Source organism: Flavobacterium sedimenticola (assembly GCF_030053345.1).
GTDB classification, from domain to species: Bacteria; Bacteroidota; Bacteroidia; order Flavobacteriales; family Flavobacteriaceae; genus Flavobacterium; species Flavobacterium sedimenticola.
Genome location: NZ_JASGBP010000003.1, coordinates 52,169 through 69,819, shown reverse-complemented (window position 1 = coordinate 69,819; position 17,651 = coordinate 52,169). Strand labels below are relative to the sequence as shown.

At 40.7% G+C, this 17,651-nt stretch carries 15 protein-coding genes; 9 read left to right on the top strand and 6 right to left on the bottom strand.

Annotation, left to right across the window (positions count from 1 at the left end; translation table 11 throughout):
- Positions 1-8: 8 nt before the first annotated feature.
- Entirely contained in the window at positions 9-1,688 is a 1,680-nt protein-coding gene (locus QHT84_RS06605; RefSeq protein WP_283238767.1) for an amino acid permease, read from the bottom strand.
- 219 nt (positions 1,689-1,907) lie between these two features.
- Here QHT84_RS06605 and QHT84_RS06600 point away from each other — a divergent pair, with 219 nt between their 5' ends.
- From QHT84_RS06600 to QHT84_RS06590, 3 genes are all read left to right on the top strand, one after another.
- Positions 1,908-2,543, top strand: a complete 636-nt coding sequence (locus QHT84_RS06600) for a peroxiredoxin (protein WP_283238766.1) — start codon at positions 1,908-1,910, stop codon at positions 2,541-2,543.
- Positions 2,544-2,621: 78 nt separating this feature from the next.
- A complete protein-coding gene (locus tag QHT84_RS06595; RefSeq protein WP_283238765.1) occupies positions 2,622-2,930 on the top strand; it encodes a thioredoxin family protein in 309 nt (102 codons plus the stop codon).
- 149 nt (positions 2,931-3,079) lie between these two features.
- The gene (locus QHT84_RS06590) at positions 3,080-3,337 is read left to right on the top strand and encodes a DUF6952 family protein (RefSeq protein WP_283238764.1); all 258 of its coding nucleotides are present in this window, start codon (positions 3,080-3,082) and stop codon (positions 3,335-3,337) included.
- A gap of 32 nt (positions 3,338-3,369) precedes the next feature.
- Here the strand turns inward: QHT84_RS06590 and QHT84_RS06585 are convergent, their stop codons facing one another.
- Both QHT84_RS06585 and QHT84_RS06580 read right to left on the bottom strand, forming a co-directional pair.
- On the bottom strand, positions 3,370-3,744 hold the full coding sequence (locus QHT84_RS06585; protein ID WP_283238763.1) for a DoxX family protein: 375 nt from the start codon (positions 3,742-3,744) through the stop codon (positions 3,370-3,372).
- Between the two features lie 98 nt (positions 3,745-3,842).
- On the bottom strand, positions 3,843-4,730 hold the full coding sequence (locus tag QHT84_RS06580) for a DUF4349 domain-containing protein (RefSeq protein ID WP_283238762.1): 888 nt from the start codon (positions 4,728-4,730) through the stop codon (positions 3,843-3,845).
- 217 nt (positions 4,731-4,947) lie between these two features.
- Here QHT84_RS06580 and QHT84_RS06575 point away from each other — a divergent pair, with 217 nt between their 5' ends.
- From QHT84_RS06575 to QHT84_RS06560, 4 genes are all read left to right on the top strand, one after another.
- Positions 4,948-6,258 (top strand): anthranilate synthase component I family protein, encoded by a 1,311-nt coding sequence (locus tag QHT84_RS06575; RefSeq protein WP_283238761.1) that lies wholly within the window; start codon positions 4,948-4,950, stop codon positions 6,256-6,258.
- Between the two features lie 528 nt (positions 6,259-6,786).
- The gene (gene tilS, locus QHT84_RS06570; RefSeq protein WP_283238760.1) at positions 6,787-8,097 is read left to right on the top strand and encodes a tRNA lysidine(34) synthetase TilS; all 1,311 of its coding nucleotides are present in this window, start codon (positions 6,787-6,789) and stop codon (positions 8,095-8,097) included.
- The gene (locus QHT84_RS06565) at positions 8,097-10,100 is read left to right on the top strand and encodes a protein-disulfide reductase DsbD family protein (RefSeq protein ID WP_283238759.1); all 2,004 of its coding nucleotides are present in this window, start codon (positions 8,097-8,099) and stop codon (positions 10,098-10,100) included. The genes tilS and QHT84_RS06565 overlap by 1 nt, the downstream gene beginning before the upstream one ends.
- Positions 10,101-10,206: 106 nt before the next feature.
- Positions 10,207-11,976, top strand: coding sequence for a hypothetical protein (locus QHT84_RS06560; RefSeq protein ID WP_283238758.1), 1,770 nt, complete (start codon positions 10,207-10,209; stop codon positions 11,974-11,976).
- A gap of 51 nt (positions 11,977-12,027) precedes the next feature.
- Here the strand turns inward: QHT84_RS06560 and QHT84_RS06555 are convergent, their stop codons facing one another.
- A complete protein-coding gene (locus tag QHT84_RS06555; RefSeq protein WP_283238757.1) occupies positions 12,028-12,549 on the bottom strand; it encodes a DUF7935 family protein in 522 nt (173 codons plus the stop codon).
- A gap of 107 nt (positions 12,550-12,656) precedes the next feature.
- On the opposite strand from QHT84_RS06555, the gene QHT84_RS06550 reads away from it, so the two are divergent.
- Positions 12,657-14,987 carry an ATP-dependent helicase gene (locus QHT84_RS06550; protein ID WP_456071408.1) on the top strand — a complete coding sequence of 777 codons (2,331 nt, stop codon included), beginning with the start codon at positions 12,657-12,659 and terminating at the stop codon, positions 14,985-14,987.
- 77 nt (positions 14,988-15,064) lie between these two features.
- Positions 15,065-15,685 carry an L-threonylcarbamoyladenylate synthase gene (locus QHT84_RS06545; RefSeq protein WP_283238755.1) on the top strand — a complete coding sequence of 207 codons (621 nt, stop codon included), beginning with the start codon at positions 15,065-15,067 and terminating at the stop codon, positions 15,683-15,685.
- 55 nt (positions 15,686-15,740) lie between these two features.
- Here the strand turns inward: QHT84_RS06545 and QHT84_RS06540 are convergent, their stop codons facing one another.
- On the bottom strand, positions 15,741-16,577 hold the full coding sequence (locus tag QHT84_RS06540) for an OmpA/MotB family protein (protein WP_283238754.1): 837 nt from the start codon (positions 16,575-16,577) through the stop codon (positions 15,741-15,743).
- Positions 16,578-16,658: 81 nt separating this feature from the next.
- Entirely contained in the window at positions 16,659-17,648 is a 990-nt protein-coding gene (locus QHT84_RS06535; protein WP_283238753.1) for a glycosyltransferase family 2 protein, read from the bottom strand.
- Positions 17,649-17,651: the final 3 nt, after the last annotated feature.

The following is a 17,651-nucleotide window of genomic DNA, read 5'->3' as shown; positions in this document are numbered from 1 at the left end:
TCAATCTCTTACGAGGTCAATTTATTCAGTCTGCTGTTCCTGTAGCCGTATAAGAAGTACACGACCAAGCCGATAACCAGCCAAATGCCGAACCATTGCCAGTTGGATACTGCCATACCGGTCAATAAATAACAACAAGAGATTAAACCGAGTAACGGTATTAAGGATAAGTTTTTGAAGAAGGCCAATACCGCCATAACGACACATAAAATAATGAACACAACCATAGGCGCATTATTCGCAAAAAAGTGTTCGGAATAGGTAAACGTGTCCGGGAAGAAGGTCGGCAAAAAGTACTGCACGGCTCCAAAAGCACCCAAACAAATTAATGGGAAAATGTACTTCGAATTGATATACGGAATTCGGAATTTACCTTTGGTGGCTCGCTCGGCCAATTCGGCTTCGCTTTGCGGGGACAACATAAGCACTCCGCCACAAACCAGTACAAAAGCGAATAAGGTTCCGATACTGGTAAAATCGAGGACAAAGTTTTCATCGGTAAAGAAAATCGGAATGCCCACAACCAATCCGGTCACTATCGTTGCAAATCCGGGTGTTTTGTGTTTCGGATGGATTTCGGCGAATTTTTTCGGCATCAAGCCATCGCGACTCATGGTCATCCAAATACGCGGTTGTCCCATTTGGAATACCAACATTACGCTGGTCATGGCCACTACAGCGGCAATCGAAACAATGAACAACATCCATTTGACGCCTTTTAAAGCAAAAATTTCGGCCAGCGGATCGCTCACGCCCAGCAAATCGTATTTCACCATGCCGGTTAATACTAAGGCGAGGACAATGTAGATGATGGTACAAATCACCAACGAATAAATCATTCCGCGCGGTAAATCGCGTTGCGGATTTTTACTCTCTTCGGCTAGGGTAGATACAGCATCAAATCCGATGTAAGCAAAGAAAACGGCTGAAACGCCGGCCATGACACCGCCAAAACCATTAGGCATAAAAGGCGTCCAATTGTCGATATCCACATACATCGCACCCACAATAATCACCAAAACAATAATCGCCAGTTTGATGTACACCATGGCATTGCTGAAGTTTTTGGATTCTTTGGTGCCTTTGTAAACCAAATAGGTAATCAGCACATTAATGACCACGGCCGGTAAATCGAAAATAATGCGGAGACCGCCCACTACAGGAGCCGTGTTCCAGGCGGTTAAGCCTTCGCCGGGTTTGTTCGCTACTAAGGCATCGTGAGCCGATTGGTAATTGATGGTTAACCATTCGGGTAAATGAATATGGAAACTCTCGAGCAAATTGGTAAAATAGCCACTCCAGGAAAAGGCGATGTAAATGTTTCCGATAGAGTATTCCATCAGCAACGCCCAACCGATAATCCACGCGAACAATTCGCCAAAAGACACATAAGCATAGGTATACGCACTGCCCGAAACCGGCACACGCGACGCAAATTCGGCATAACACATGGCGGTAAAGCCGCAAGCGACAGCACAAATGATGTATAAAAACACCACCCCCGGGCCGCCCGAAAAACAGGCATTTCCAATCGCACTAAATGTTCCGCCACCAATAATAGCCGCGATACCAAAAAACGTTAAATCCTTTACGGTAAGCACTTTGGTTAAACCCGAATGTTCTCCGTCGCCGCCTTCTTTTAAGATAACTGAGGTAGATTTTTTTCGGAACAGATTGGATAATGACATGGTGTAAGATTTACGTATGTTAAGAAAAAAACAAATATAGCATAAGATAACAAAAATCATGTTTTTAATCTCACTTTTTACATAAGTTTGGTCTCTAATGGGTCGTGGTACAGCAAACTATGACCCTATAAGAAAATACAATGCAACGGTACTTTTTTTTACAGAACTAACGAAGTACTTTTGCACCACGAAAAAAATAACTTTTAAACCATACAAATTATGTCATTAGTAGGTAAAAAATTCCCCAACATTACTGTAGATGCGATCTCTTACATGGGAGATAACTTAAGAATCAATGTGCTTGAAGAAGCCACCAAGAACAACAAGAAAGTGCTTTTGTTTTGGTATCCGAAAGATTTCACTTTTGTTTGCCCAACCGAACTACACGCTTTTCAAACGGCTTTAGCAGAGTTTGAAAAGAGAAATACTATCGTAATCGGCGCTTCTTGTGACACGAACGAAGTGCACTTTGCTTGGTTGAATACTCCTAAAAACAACGGAGGAATCGAAGGCGTAACCTATCCGTTATTAGCGGATACGACCCGCAATTTATCGGCGGCTTTAGATATTTTAGATGCTCAATGGGTGTATGATGCCGAATTAAACGACGAAATTTTAGAAGGTTCCAACGTAACGTTCAGAGCGACGTATTTGATTGACGAAACCGGTAAAATTTTCCACGAAAGTGTAAACGACATGCCGTTAGGAAGAAATGTAAACGAATATTTGCGTTTGATTGATGCGTATACGCACGTACAAACCAAAGGTGAAGTTTGTCCGGCCAACTGGGAAGAAGGTAAAGAAGCCATGACCGCTGACCGTTTAAGTACTGCGGCTTATTTAAGTCAAAACTAATTATCGTATAACCATACCAATGGCAATGTTCAATAGTACTTATTGAGTGTTGCCATTGCTTTTTGAAATACCCAAGCTATGTTAATCGAATTAAACGAAGATACGTTACAAAATATAGTAGAAACGAACGCGAAAGTAGTCGTACAATATTCCGCTTCCTGGTGTGGCAATTGTCGCATTATGAAACCAAAATTCAAAGTCTTGGCTTCGCAACACGAAGGCATGACGTTTGTTTTGGTGGATGCCGAAAATTCACCGGAATCCCGAAAGTTAGCCAATGTGTCGAACTTGCCGACTTTTGCGACGTTTGTAAACGGAAAATTGGTCAACCAAACCCAAACCAACAAGGCCGAAGTTTTGACCGAATTGGTAAACGAAATTGTATAACAGGTTTAGACGGACTAGAAAGGTTAGACTGGCTTAGACAATTTAGACTTGAGTGTTTCTGTCTGTTCGATCAATTCAAGAATCTAAAAAGTCTAACAATCTAAGAAGTTTAACAAGCTGAGAAATCTGAAAATCTAACAATCTAAAAAATGAAACTACCTGTAATCAAGCATTTGACGCAATTTATTGAAGAAAATGATGCGGATTATATCATTGAAACCTTAGAAGTATTGGAAGCCTTAACCGAGGTGCCCTCGCTGAAAGACGAAGAATTAGACGTAATTGGTGAGTTGATTTCCAATATGTACGGCGCGCTCGAAGTCCACAAAATGGTCAAAGAAGGCAAAGACAAAAAAGAAGCCTTAAACGATTTTATGAAGCGAGTCTTAGGTTCCATAGATAAATAACAACAACGTCCCGATTTCGGGACGTTGTTGTTTTAAGGCGTAAAGACCGATTTGTAATTCTGTTTGTATTGATAAATCATAAATAAATTACCCAAAAACAACATGATGGCAATGGGCAATGTTTGCGGCGATAAAAAGTAATTGATCAGTAAAATATTAACCGTAACCGGAAGGATGATAATGTTGGCTAAGGTTACATATTTTCCAATGACATAGAGTAAACCGCACAATAGTTCTACCGTTTTGGCTAATGGAATCAAATACGATGAAGCAATCAAGCCGGTGTTAATGGCTTTAAAATTAGCGATAGCTTCGGTCTCGGGTGCTAATTTTAAAAAGAAACTCATTGAGGCGAACAATAAAAACAATCCGATAAAAACACGGACAACTACAGTAACTGTTTTCATGATTGAAATTGTTTTAAATGATTGACTATCAAAGGTAAACAAAAAAGCGCCATCATTTTGCATGATGGGCGCTTAATTGTCTTTACAGAAGGCGGAAATTACTTTCTAATCCATTTTCGATATCCAAAATACCCCAGCAGCGCCAGCAAACCCAGTGCCCAAAGTTGCACCACAAAGGCAATGATGTGCTCCAGCATAAACCAACCGGTTTTTAAACTGCCCCAAATTTGCCATCCGATATGCGGTCGATAGGCATAACTGTTCTGATCGTTATACACCAACTCTTTTTTGACGGTTTCTCTTTGGTACAAATACAAGGTTACGGTACTGAAATTTACCTGATTTTCCAAACCTAAGTGGGTAAGCAGTTGGTTGTCGCTCTCCGCTTTCTTATGTAATGCTTTTTCTTCGGCTTCGGCAATGTCATTTATTTTTTTGCCTTTATGGTCAATACCTTTTTCCAAGCGTTGCTGACTCTTCGTCAACCGTTTTTGAGCGAGCTTGTGGGCTAACAATTGCAAAGCCACATCATCGGCTTTGATTTGCCGACTGTCTAAAAAATCGATTTCTTTGGCCAGCGACGTCAGCACAGTGTCCAATTGCGTGTTGGGTACCCGAAGCGTTATGGTGTTGTCTATGGAGTATTTGGTAGTTTCCAAGATACTATCGTGACTGATTTGGGTTTCCTCGCGCTCGTTGACCGTGCTTTTTAAATCGCTGAAGGTGATAAAACCACCGTTTTTGCGCACTACATTTTCGATGTTGTAAGTTGATGTAATCACGTTTTTCACCTTACATTTAAGGTTGGCCGTGCGGACAAATTTTCGGTTGAGGTCTTTTTTCGTGGCATTACCATTGACGGAAGTTGTAACCGCGGTAGTATCGGCGGCGGCATTTTCAGCTTCATATTCAACAGAAGCTTGTTTACAGGCTACGGCTATTCCTATGATGAGGAAGGGCCAAACTAATTTTGATAAGTGTTTCATCGTACAGTCTTTTACAGGTTATTATTCGATTCTGTTTTAAATACGTATTTATTTTTGGCACAAAGGCGGCGTAGTTTTGAATCAATAACCAAAAAGGAATTACTTGTGAAACACTTATGAAGAGTCTTACTAAAAAGTGTGCCAAAAATTTGCTTCAGGACAGCGTTTCCCCAAAATAAATTTATCGTAATTTTGAACGACTCTTAAAACCGCTTCTTTGAGAACCATTTGTGCTAAAAATATCGAGAATGCCGAGCGTTTCAAACAACAACTATTGCTTTGGTCGCAGCAGTATAACGAAGTGGTGTTTTTAGATTCGAACCGGTACCAACAACGCTATTCCCACTACGATGCTGTTTTGGCGGTCGAGGCATTTACCTCGATTAAAACCGACTATTACAACGCTTTTGATGACCTAAAGCAATACCAGCAACAAACCAAAGATTGGTTGTTTGGGTATTTGTCGTATGATATGAAGAATGCTGTCGAAGACTTGCATTCTGAGAATTTCGACGGATTGGCTTTTCCCGATTTGTTTTTCTTTCAACCCAAAAAGCTGTTTTTGCTGAAAGGGACTCTTTTGGAAATTCAGTATCTGCGCTTGTGCGACGATGAAATCGAATCCGATTTTACTTCAATAACAAATTACCCACAGCGAATAACCAACAATAATGTCACCCTGAGCGCAGTCGAAGGGCAACAACTCAAAATAGCGCAACGTATTTCAAAAGAAAACTACATTGCCAAAGTAACCGAAATGCTTTCCCACATCCATCGCGGCGATATTTACGAAGCCAATTTCTGTATGGAATTTTATGCGGAGAATGTTCGTATAGAACCGGTGGCGATTTACCAAAAGTTGAATGCCATCTCGCGACCGCCGTTTGCGACTTATTTCAAAAACAACCAACAGTATTTGCTGGGTGCTTCACCCGAACGCTATCTTCGGAAAGAAGGTTGTAAAGTGATTTCGCAACCCATCAAAGGCACGGCCAAACGGTATTCGGATGCCGCAAGCGATGAAAAATCCAAAACCGATTTGGCTCAAAATCCCAAAGAGCGTTCGGAAAATGTGATGATAGTTGATTTGGTGCGCAACGATTTATCGCATACCGCGACCAAAGGTTCTGTTGTTGTAGAAGAGCTGTGCGGAATCTATTCTTTCGAACAGGTACATCAAATGATTTCGACTGTAGTTTCCACTGTAGCTGAAAGTACTTCGCCTATCGATATACTGAAAACCACTTTCCCTATGGGCAGTATGACCGGAGCGCCCAAAATTTCGGCCATGAAAATCATCGAAGATTTGGAAGAAACCAAACGCGGTTTGTATAGCGGCGCCGTAGGCTATTTTACACCCAACAATGATTTCGATTTTAATGTGGTTATCCGCAGTATTTTGTACAATGCCCAAAAGGAGTATTTGTCTTTTTCGGTAGGAAGCGCCATTACCTCGCAAGCAATTCCCGAGCAAGAATATGAAGAGTGTTTGCTGAAGGCGAAGGCGATGTTTGAGGTGTTGCGCTGAGAATGAAGTAAAACGCTTCTTAAATTTAAACTTTTGATAATTAACTGCTTGAAAGGATTTGTATGATGTTTAAAGAAATTGAAAAAAGACCCTACCTATTGGTAGGTCTTATTTTGATACTAATGCTTGTTTATGTTGATTTTCAACATTTCAGTATAAACAAAACAGTTGGTTTAGCGTATGATTTGGAGGGTATTTCAAAATTACTTTGCCTAGTGTCTTTAGTAGTTTCTTTTGTGAGTTATTTTGTTCTTTCAATATGTAAATTTGAGATCGTATCGAGCATTTCATATACCTATGTTTTTACAATATTATTTGCTGTCGCCGTTTGTATTTACACTACGTATTATTTTTTGGTTTTTTCATTCAGTTTCATTTCAATTATTGTATTAATTTTAAATATGATCATTGCAATAAAGGGTAAAAAAAAATAGTTTGCTCATAAAATAGTCTGTGCATCAGTTTAATCAATTGCTTCTAAAAGGCAAGTTGAAATTTTAATTACCTTTATAACGTTTTCGCTAAAGCATGCTGTCAAAATTCCAAAACCATCTTCATACAAACCTTTCTTTTCTTGAAGGGAAGAAGTTGTTATTGGCCGTTAGCGGCGGTATCGACAGTATGGTTTTGGTGGATTTGTGTTTCCAATTAAAATTAGATTTTGCCGTAGCCCATTGTAATTTTCAATTGCGAGGCGAGGAGAGCGATGCCGATGAGAGCTTCGTGTCCTCTCAAACGGAAAAATTACAAGTTCCGTTATTTATTCAAAAATTCGACACCCAAGCTTTTGCCGAACAGCAAAAAATGTCCATTCAGGTCGTGGCCCGAAACCTGCGCTACGAATGGTTTTATACGCTTTTGGCCCAACACCAATTCGATTACCTGCTCACAGCTCATCACCTGGATGATAGTGTAGAAACATTTTTAATCAATTTCACACGCGGTTCCGGTTTGGAAGGGTTGCTTGGTATTCCACAGCAAAACGATAAGATGGTCCGGCCGCTATTGGTTTTCTCTCGAAGTGAAATTCAAAACTATGCTTCCGAAAATAATATTCCGTGGCGCGAAGACAGCAGTAATGCTTCAGATAAATACGTACGCAATAAACTCCGTCACGAGGTGATTCCGGTTTTAAAAGCACTCAATCCGAGTTTTTTGGCTTCTTTTGAAAATACCATCGGATATTTAAAACAATCGCAATCGCTGGCCGAAGATGCGGCGGCTATGGTGTATCAAAAAGTAGCCACAGAAGAAGAACATCATACGGTAATCGATTTGAAAGCGTTGTTGTCTTACCCAAATTATCGCGCGTATTTGTTTGCGTGGTTGCAACCCTTTGGCTTTACCGATTGGGCCGCAGTGTATGATTTACTGGATGCACAATCGGGCAAACAAGTCTTGTCGGATTCGCATATTTTACTCAAAAACAGAGGCGTCTTGCTTTTGTTTCCCAAACAAACTCCTGTCAGCGATGAAGTATATTGGATTCCCAAAGACCAAACCGAAGTTAAAGTTCCCTTAAAAATGAGCTTTTGTGAAGTAGTTAACATTTCGAATCAAACGAGTAATGTTATCTTTGTCGATGAAAATTTGTTGCAGTTTCCGTTAACCTTGCGTCGTTGGCAAGAAGGCGATATTTTCTATCCTTTTGGGATGACCGGGAGAAAGAAATTGAGTAAGTTTTTCAAAGACGAAAAATATTCGCTCCGGGACAAAGCCAATGTTTGGTTGCTTTGTTCTGATGCCGAAATTGTTTGGATAGTAGGGAAAAGACAAGACGAACGGTTTAAAGTAACGGCATCGACCACAAAAATTTTAAAAATAAAGTACACGCGCTAATGAAGAAAATAGTTTTATTTCTTTTAAGTTTTATGGCTTTTGCCAATACCTACGCTCAAATGGTCAATCCGGTGAAATGGTCGTCCAGAGTAGCTAAAATCAGCGACACCGAGTATACTTTGGTGATGGAAGGGAAAATAGATAACGGTTGGCATTTGTATTCGCAATACACGCCGCAAGACGGTGGCGTTGGCGCACCATTACCGGCCGAATTCAACTTTACAGAGGCTAAAGGCAACTATGAATTGATTGGTAAAGTAATCGAGAGCCCCTACAAAAAACAATACAACGACGTTTTTGAAGTCAACGAATATTTTTTCGAAAAGAAAGTCACCTTTACCCAAAAAATAAAGGTAATAAACCCTAATTTGACGACGATTAAAGCGACCATTGATTATCAGGTATGTAAAGAAGCGTGTATCAATGGCGATTTTGCGTTTCGTTTTACGTTGCCGAATACCGCTACGGCTGCGGTACCCGAAACCACGGTAAAAACAGACAGTGTCCCGGCAGACAGCAGTGAGGTGGCCAAAGCAACCGTAGTGCCGCAAGCTGATGGCGCTGTTTCGAAAACAAATAAAGAACCCGAAAAAGGATTGTGGACCATCTTTTTCTTAGCCTTTTTGGGCGGTTTTGCGGCTTTGCTAACGCCTTGTGTTTTCCCTATGATTCCCATGACAGTGAGCTTTTTTACCAAGCAAAGTAAGACACCGGCACAAGGAAAACGCAATGCCATATTCTATGGGATTTCGATTATTGCGATATATGTTTTATTGGGTTCGTTAGTTACCGGAATTTTTGGAGCCGAAGCGTTAAATGAACTTTCAACCGACGTTTGGTTCAACCTCTTTTTCTTTATCTTACTGGTCATTTTTGCCGCATCCTTTTTGGGCGCTTTCGAAATCATGTTGCCCAATTCTTGGGCGAATAAAGTCGACAGACAAGCCGACAAAGGCGGTGTCGTGGGCATCTTGTTTATGGCGTTGGCCTTAGCCATCGTCTCTTTTTCGTGTACCGGTCCGATAGTTGGTACCTTGTTGGTAGAATCGGCTTCCAAAGGCGGTATTGCACCTATAGTGGGCATGTTAGGCTTTTCTTCGGCTTTAGCATTGCCGTTTATGTTGTTTGCCATGTTTCCGGGTTGGATGCATTCGTTGCCTAAATCGGGCGGCTGGTTAAACACGGTAAAAGTCTCTCTAGGCTTTTTGGAATTGGCATTAGCTTTTAAATTTTTATCGAATGCCGATTTGGTGTTGCAATTGCATTTACTGGAAAGAGAAGTGTTCTTAGCCATTTGGATTGCCATTTTCGGGGTTTGGGGATTGTATTTGTTGGGCAAAATTACCACACCGCATGACAGTCCGGTGACGCATATTTCGGTAGGAAGATTGTCATTGGCCTTACTGGTCTTGGCTTTCACGGTGTATATGATTCCGGGTTTATTCGGTGCCCCGCTCAAATTAATTTCGGCTTTTCCGCCACCGCAAACCTACAGTGAAAGTCCGACGGGATTCTTTGGTGCTTCTGCCGGCACTTCAAAAGAAGGTTTGCCCGACGGTGCCAAAATAGGGGAACACGGCATCATCACCTTTACCGATTATGCGAAAGGCTTCGCATACGCCAAACAGGTAAACAAGCCCATCATGCTCGATTTTACAGGCTTTGCCTGTGTCAATTGTCGTAAGATGGAAATCAATGTCTGGTCGGATGAAAAAGTCTTGAGTGTGCTGAAAAATGAAGTGGTTTTGATTTCATTGTACGTGGATGACAAAAGAAAATTGCCGGCCAATGAGCAATATGTCTCTAAAACTACCGGTAAAAAGGTGGTTACCATTGGAAACAAATGGACCGATTTTATCATTACCCGATACAAAACCAATACACAGCCCTATTATGTGTTGACCGATTTGCAAGAGCAAAAGCTCAACGAACCCATTGGCTATACGCCTGATATCGCCGAATATTTAGCCTGGTTAAAAGAGGGTATTTCAAAATTTAAATGACAAAAAAGCTCGTTTCATCGAGCTTTTTTGTTGTTCGTCTATTTCTTCTTTTCTCGGCGCAACCTTGTAAGGAATTTGGTATATTTATAATGTCAAAGCAAACATTATGAAAAAAATCCATTCTTTTATGTGGCTATTATTGGTAGTCGTTGCCTTTTCAGGTTGTGAATCTAATGATGACAATTCCAATTCAGGTCCGAATGATGACACTTTCAATCAAAATTTCGGGAATTCTGTAAACCGCGATTTTATTGGTCAAGTAGTTGATGCCAATAATAATCCTTTACCTGGAGTTACCATCAAAATCGGTGCTTCCACTATGCAAACAGATATTAATGGTGTTTTTATAATTAACGACGCCCAAGTATATGAGCGATTCGCTTACATCACAGCCAAAAAAGCTGGATATATTGACGGTTCACGTTCTATGGTTCCCACAACCGGAAAAAACAATGTTAAGATTATGATGATTTCTAATACACCATTAGAAACAATTCAATCCGGTGTTTCCGGTGAAGTAGCCTTGCCTTCAGGAACTAAAGTGGTTTTTGATGGTGCTTTCGAAGATGCTAATGGGAATGACTATTCGGGCAGTGTTCAGGTCGCCATGTTTCATTTATTGCCCAGCGATGAAAACATCAGCAAATTAATGCCCGGAATGTTATATGCTCAAACCGAAACCAATCAACAGGCGGTTTTAGAAACTTTCGGAATGCTTAATGTTGAATTGCGTGGCAGTGCGGGACAAAAATTAAACATCAAAGAAGGTCACACCGCAGAAATTACTTTGCAAATTGATAATAGTCAAGTAGCAACGGCGCCAAATACCATTCCGTTATGGCATTTTGACGAAGAGAAAGGGTATTGGAAAGAAGAGGGTGTGGCGACTAAAGTAGGCAATAAATACGTGGGCGAAGTGTCGCATTTTTCCTGGTGGAATTGTGATATGCCTCTTCCTATGGTTATCTTAACGGTAACCATAGTTAATGCCGATGGCAATCCAATCTCGAATTTGGGCGTTGGCTTAATTGCCAATGGAAATAATATGCCTTCCATGGGTTATACCAATACCAATGGTATGGTTTCAGGATTGATTCCTGCCAATCAAACATTGACATTGAATGTTTACCCTGATTATTTTTCTTGTGCCAATAACATTTTTTACACCGCGACTATTGGACCGTTTAATACCAATGAGGTTTTGCCCAATATTGTCATTAATAATTCATCAACAGTTACTAGTTCAAATGTGGTTGGTAATTTAGTTAAATGTGATAATGCTAATGTAACAAACGGTTATGTGATTTTAAGCAGAGCAGGAGGTTCTTCAGTTTCTCCAGTTACGAATGGCGCTTTTAGTTTTAATGAAATTTATTGCCCGAGCAACACTCAGTTTACCTTGAAAGGGTATGATTTAGAAAACTTGAAATCGTCAGGTTCTATTAATTATAATTTTATTCAGCCAAGAACGAATATAGGAATTATCCAAACTTGTAATGCATTATCAGAATTAATATCTTTTCAAGTAGATAATAATCCTCCGGTGATATTAACAGTCGGTGTAAATGCGGAATACATTCCGACTGCTTATCTGCCACTTAGTATTAATTGTCCGTCTGAATATGGCATAAGTCCAGGGATTTTAATTTCCGGAGATACTAATGTAGTGGGTACATATACAACGAGTACACCATTTATTTTAAGTTCTCAAGCATTTGATTTTATTGGTTCAACAACAACCAATACAATGCAGTTTCATTTAAACAAATTTGGTGCTGTTGGTGACTATATCGATATGACTTTTGAAGGAACTTACACTAACACAACTGGAGTTCATACCTTAACGGGTGTGGTTCACGTTATTAGAGATAATTAATCAAAACAATAAATCATAAAAAAGCCCCGAATGAATCGGGGCTTTTTTTGATTATAAAATCTGGCTGACTTCGGTTTTCAAGTATTCCAAGGCTACTTTTGTAGCGACTTCGTCTTGCAGTAAATTACTCAGTATTTTTTCGCGCAAACTATCGGCATCTGTGACCGATGGGTCGGCGGTGGTTTTTCGGATATTTTGAATGATGGTATTTTTAGCGGTTAAAATCATCGTCCAACAGTCATCGGTAATGTAAATTTGTTGGGTTAAATTGTGCTCAAACTCCTGCTCGATATGCTGAATGAGTAAATTCTGGTAATGCGATTTATCGCTGCTTACCGGTGCCACACGAATCAACAATTTCGCCGGATTGATGCGCTCTAAAAACAGGGCCATACGCTCGTACGCTTGCAATCGCAAGGGCAAAGAATGCTTTTGATTTTCTCTTTGTAACAGCCAACGTCGGGCGTTTTGTTGGTCTTTGAAGTGATGGTCAAATAAATAATACGCTACACCACCTGTAATGAGTGAGGGTACAGCATACATCAGCATTTCAAAAATAGTATCGGCATTCATAGTTTTTTTGGATATAAATTGTTGACAAATATAATAGAAATACCCGTAGATTTTATTGTAATTCTATAGCAGTAATCCTAAATTTGAACTTTCTCAAAAATACCATGATAGACAAGTATATTGCCCAACTTAACGAAGCGCAGCAAGCGCCTGTTTTCCAAAAAGACGGCCCGATGATTATCATTGCCGGCGCCGGTTCGGGGAAAACGCGCGTGCTTACGGTGCGCATTTCGTATTTGATGAGTTTGGGCGTGGATGCCTTTAACATATTGGCCTTAACCTTTACCAACAAAGCCGCCCGCGAAATGAAAAAGCGTATTGCGGATATAGTCGGAAACAATGAAGCCAAAAATTTGTGGATGGGAACGTTTCACTCGGTTTTTGCGAAGATTTTGCGCATCGAGGCCGATCGTTTGGGCTATCCGTCCAATTTTACCATTTACGATACGCAGGACAGTGTTCGCTTGATTACGGCCATCATCAAGGAAATGCAGTTGGATAAAGATATTTATAAGCCGAAACAGGTGTACAGCCGCATTTCTTCGTATAAAAATTCACTCATCACGGTAAAAGCCTATTTCAACAATCCCGAATTGATGGAAGCCGATGCCATGAGTAAAAAACCGCGTATGGGCGAAATTTACCAAGCCTATGTGGAGCGTTGTTTCAAAAGCGGCGCCATGGATTTTGACGATTTGTTGCTCAAAACCAACGAACTCTTAAATCGGTTTCCCGATGTTTTGGCGAAATACCAGGAGCGGTTTCGGTATATTTTGGTCGATGAGTATCAGGATACCAACCACTCGCAGTATTTGATTGTGCGGGCTTTGTCCGATCGTTTTCAAAATATTTGTGTGGTGGGCGATGACGCGCAGAGTATTTATGCGTTTCGCGGTGCCAACATCAACAACATTCTCAACTTTCAGAAAGATTACGACAATGTCAAAACCTATCGATTGGAGCAAAATTACCGCTCTACCAAAAATATTGTAGAAGCGGCCAATTCGATTATCGATAAAAATAAAACCAAACTCGATAAAGTGGTTTGGACTGCCAATGATTTCGGCCCTAAAATAAAAGTACACCGCAGTATTACCGATGGAGAAGAAGGGCGCTTTGTAGCCGGTGAAATTTTTGAACAAAAAATGCGAAACCAGTTGCACAACGGTCAGTTTGCGGTATTGTATCGCACCAATGCCCAATCGCGTGCGATTGAAGATGCATTGCGCAAGCGCGATATTCCGTATCGTATTTACGGTGGTTTATCCTTTTACCAAAGAAAAGAAATCAAAGATGTACTGAGCTATTTGCGTTTGGTGATTAATCCGAAAGATGAGGAAGCATTGGTGCGTGTGATTAATTATCCGGCGCGCGGTATCGGCGATTCTACGGTAGAAAAATTAACGGTAGCGGCCAACCATTACAAACGTTCGATTTTTGAAGTGATGGAGCATATCGATAAAATCGATTTAAAACTCAACTCGGGGACCAAGCAAAAGCTAAACGATTTTGTGATGATGATTAAAAGTTTTCAGGTTATCAACGAAAATCAGGATGCGTTTTATTTGGCCGAACACATTACCAAAAAAACCGGCTTGGTGCAGGAACTCAAAAAAGACGGTACGCCCGAGGGAATTGCGCGTTTGGAGAATATCGAAGAATTGCTCAACGGGATTAAAGATTTTATCGAAGGCCAAAAAGAAGTCGACGGCGCTCGTGGTGCGTTATCGGAATTTTTAGAAGACGTAGCCCTGGCCACCGATTTGGATAAAGACACCGGCGACGATGACCGTGTGGCGCTCATGACCATTCACTTGGCCAAAGGATTGGAGTTTCCGTATGTGTTTATAGTGGGCTTGGAAGAAGATTTGTTTCCGAGTGCCATGAGTCTCAATACACGAAGTGAACTCGAAGAAGAGCGCCGTTTGTTTTATGTAGCCCTGACACGAGCCGAACATCAAGCCTATCTGACGTATGCGCAATCGCGCTACCGTTGGGGCAAATTAACCGATGCGGAACCTTCGCGTTTTATTGAAGAAATCGATGACCGGTATTTAGACTACATCAATCCGGTAGCCGATTCGGGGTATCGCTACAAACCCAGTATCGATTTGGATATTTTCGGCGATATCGATAAGTCGAAATTGCGCTTGTCGAAACCATTAGCGGGAACGCCGCCCAAAAGTATGGAGCCGGAGCCCGTTTCTTCGCTAAATATTCGTAAATTGAAACCGGTATCGGGTGTGGCTCCCGGCAAGGCGAATTTGTTTGACAGTAATTTGAGCGTTGGGAATATCGTGATGCACGAACGTTTCGGAAAAGGACAAATCATCAATATGGAAGGCGTTGGCGCCGATAAAAAAGCCGAAATTAAATTCGAAGTCGGCGGCATTAAAAAGTTATTATTAAAGTTTGCCAAATTGGAAGTGATTGGATAATTGTTTTAAATTTTGAATTCTAAATTTTGAATGATTGCCATGATTGATTTATAATTCAAAATTCACAATTACATTATATGGCCGAGTTCATCAAAATATACGAAGACAAACCCAGTGAAGCTGCTATCAAGAAAGTGGTTGACGTACTGCGTGACGGAGGCATTATCATCTATCCGACGGATACGGTCTACGGATTGGGTTGTGATATTACCAATTCACGGGCGTTGGAACGCATTGCCAAAATTAAGGGGATTAAATTAGAGAAGGCTAATTTTTCTTTTGTGTGCAGTGATTTGAGTAATTTGTCCGATTATGTGCGTCAGATTGATACGGCTACGTTTAAAATTCTGAAACGCGCTTTGCCCGGACCGTATACTTTTATTTTGCCGGGAAATAACGATTTGCCCAAAGAATTTCGCAAAAAGAAAACCGTCGGGATTCGTGTACCGGCAAATAATATTGCGTTGGAAATTGTAAAAATGCTGGGCAATCCGATAGTGTCTACTTCCATTCACGACGACGATGAGGTATTGGAATATTCTACCGATCCCGAATTGATTTTTGAGAAATGGCAGCATCAGGTTGATATGGTGATTGATGGCGGTTATGGCGACAATACGCCATCCACCATCATTGATTTATCGGGCTATGAACCGGTGGTCGTTCGCGAAGGGAAAGGCGATATCGATATTTTTTAAAAAGCATAAAAAAAAGCCCTGAGAATTCAGGGCTTTTTTATAAGGAAAACGAAACTTATTGTTTCTGATTTTTCATTTCTTTTTCAATCATTTCGTAGAACTCGTCAATTTTCGGTAATACCACAATACGGGTTCTTCGGTTTTTAGCTCGGTTGTCGGCCGTGTTGTTTTCCACTAACGGAATAAACTCACTTCTACCGGCCGCAATCAATTGCGATGGTTTTACACCCAACTCTTTGGTTAAAACTCTGATGATAGCCGTTGAACGTTTTACGCTCAAATCCCAGTTGTCAAGCAATACCGCATTTCCGGTAAACGGAACATTATCGGTATGACCTTCTACCATACATTCAAACGTAGGACGACTGTTGATTACTTTGGCTACTTTGCCCAATACTTCTTTGGCGCGATCGCTCACAACGTAGCTTCCGCTTTTGAACAATAATTTATCGGCAATAGAGATGAAAACCACGCCTTTGTCCACATTCACTTCGATATCCGGATCGGAAATTCCGACAGAGCTTTTTAAACTGGTCACCAAAGCCAGTGTCACACTGTCTTTGCGGGTCAAAGCATCTTGAAGACGGGTAATCTTTAAATCTTTTTCTTTTAAGCTTTCTAATGACTTTTCTAAGTTTTGTGCGCCTTTAGAGGTCAACATCGTCAACTCTTTTTGATTGTTAATCAAATCCGAGTTGTTTTGTTTCAGATAGTCATTCTGTTTTTGAAGTGCTTCTTTTTCGGAAAGACACAAATTCAATTTAACCGTTGTCGAGTTTAAAAGGTCCTGACATTCCTTGTTTTGCGCCTCCAAGGCAGCAATTTTCTTTTTCGTTCCGCATGAAGTCAAGGTTAGTGAAACTAACGAAAGGACAAAAATTACTTTTCTCATAGGTGTTGGATTAAAATTTTAACAAAAATACGATTATTTTGGATGTTGGCGAGTTTGATGAATGATAAACTCTTGTTAAAATCAAGAGGCAAAAACAGTGCCGCCTTTTACGAAATAGCGATAAACAATACTCCCGGTTTGATAGTAATTATGAGTCTGTTTTCCGGAACGCTTTTTTAAATTCTTGTTAATCAGGGTATAGTATTCAAAATGCGCTTTGATGATAGCACCGCAATGGGCAAATTTTCCTTTCAAAAGAAATTGGATTCCGGCCAAACCGTCTAAAAAAAGGCGCATTAGTATAATGGGAAAAAGTTGCTTCTCGGGTAGGTTTTTGGTGAGCATTAGCAATGAATTCCTGAAATTGAGGAAGGTTTTTTTGGGATTGCTCTCGTTTAAAGTAGCACCGCCCACATGATATACCACAGAATCCGGGGAATATCGGGCTTTGTACCCTAAATTAAAAGCACGCCAGCACAAATCGATTTCTTCCTGATGGGCAAAAAAATCTTCGTCAAAACCATTCAATTCACGAAAAATAGATTTGCGAATAAACAAACAAGCGCCGCTCGCCCAAAAAATGTCACGGGCATCGTTATATTGTCCGTTGTCTTTTTCGACGGTATCAAAAATACGACCGCGGCAATACGGGTAACCAAAACGGTCAATAAAACCACCGGCCGCTCCGGCGTATTCAAAGTACTCCTTATTTTTAAAATCCAATAGCTTAGGTTGGATGATGCCCACATCAGGTTCGTTGTCCAATAGCGATAGGATAGGTGATAGCCAATTCGGGGTAACTTCAATATCCGAATTTACCAACGCATAATAAGGTTCCTCCACCTGTTGTAATGCCACGTTATAGCCTTGGGCAAAACCATAGTTTTTATCGTTTTTGATAACCGTAACTTGGGGAAACTTCGATTGGATGATTTGCAAAGAATGGTCTGTAGAGGCATTGTCCGCCACATATATCTTAGCTTCTTCAGAATAAGCGACCACTGAAGGCAAAAACTGCTCTAACAGTTGGGCTCCGTTCCAGTTGAGAATAACTACAGCTATTTTTTTCAAGGG

Bases quoted from the DNA above. Each gene is read 5' to 3' on its own strand.
- QHT84_RS06605 (WP_283238767.1), bottom strand. From the start codon at position 1,688: ATGTCATTATCCAATCTGTTCCGAAAAAAATCTACCTCAGTTATCTTA.
- QHT84_RS06600 (WP_283238766.1), top strand. From the start codon at position 1,908: ATGTCATTAGTAGGTAAAAAATTCCCCAACATTACTGTAGATGCGATC.
- QHT84_RS06595 (WP_283238765.1), top strand. From the start codon at position 2,622: ATGTTAATCGAATTAAACGAAGATACGTTACAAAATATAGTAGAAACG.
- QHT84_RS06590 (WP_283238764.1), top strand. From the start codon at position 3,080: ATGAAACTACCTGTAATCAAGCATTTGACGCAATTTATTGAAGAAAAT.
- QHT84_RS06585 (WP_283238763.1), bottom strand. From the start codon at position 3,744: ATGAAAACAGTTACTGTAGTTGTCCGTGTTTTTATCGGATTGTTTTTA.
- QHT84_RS06580 (WP_283238762.1), bottom strand. From the start codon at position 4,730: ATGAAACACTTATCAAAATTAGTTTGGCCCTTCCTCATCATAGGAATA.
- tilS (WP_283238760.1), top strand. From the start codon at position 6,787: ATGCTGTCAAAATTCCAAAACCATCTTCATACAAACCTTTCTTTTCTT.
- QHT84_RS06565 (WP_283238759.1), top strand. From the start codon at position 8,097: ATGAAGAAAATAGTTTTATTTCTTTTAAGTTTTATGGCTTTTGCCAAT.
- QHT84_RS06560 (WP_283238758.1), top strand. From the start codon at position 10,207: ATGAAAAAAATCCATTCTTTTATGTGGCTATTATTGGTAGTCGTTGCC.
- QHT84_RS06555 (WP_283238757.1), bottom strand. From the start codon at position 12,549: ATGAATGCCGATACTATTTTTGAAATGCTGATGTATGCTGTACCCTCA.
- QHT84_RS06545 (WP_283238755.1), top strand. From the start codon at position 15,065: ATGGCCGAGTTCATCAAAATATACGAAGACAAACCCAGTGAAGCTGCT.
- QHT84_RS06540 (WP_283238754.1), bottom strand. From the start codon at position 16,577: ATGAGAAAAGTAATTTTTGTCCTTTCGTTAGTTTCACTAACCTTGACT.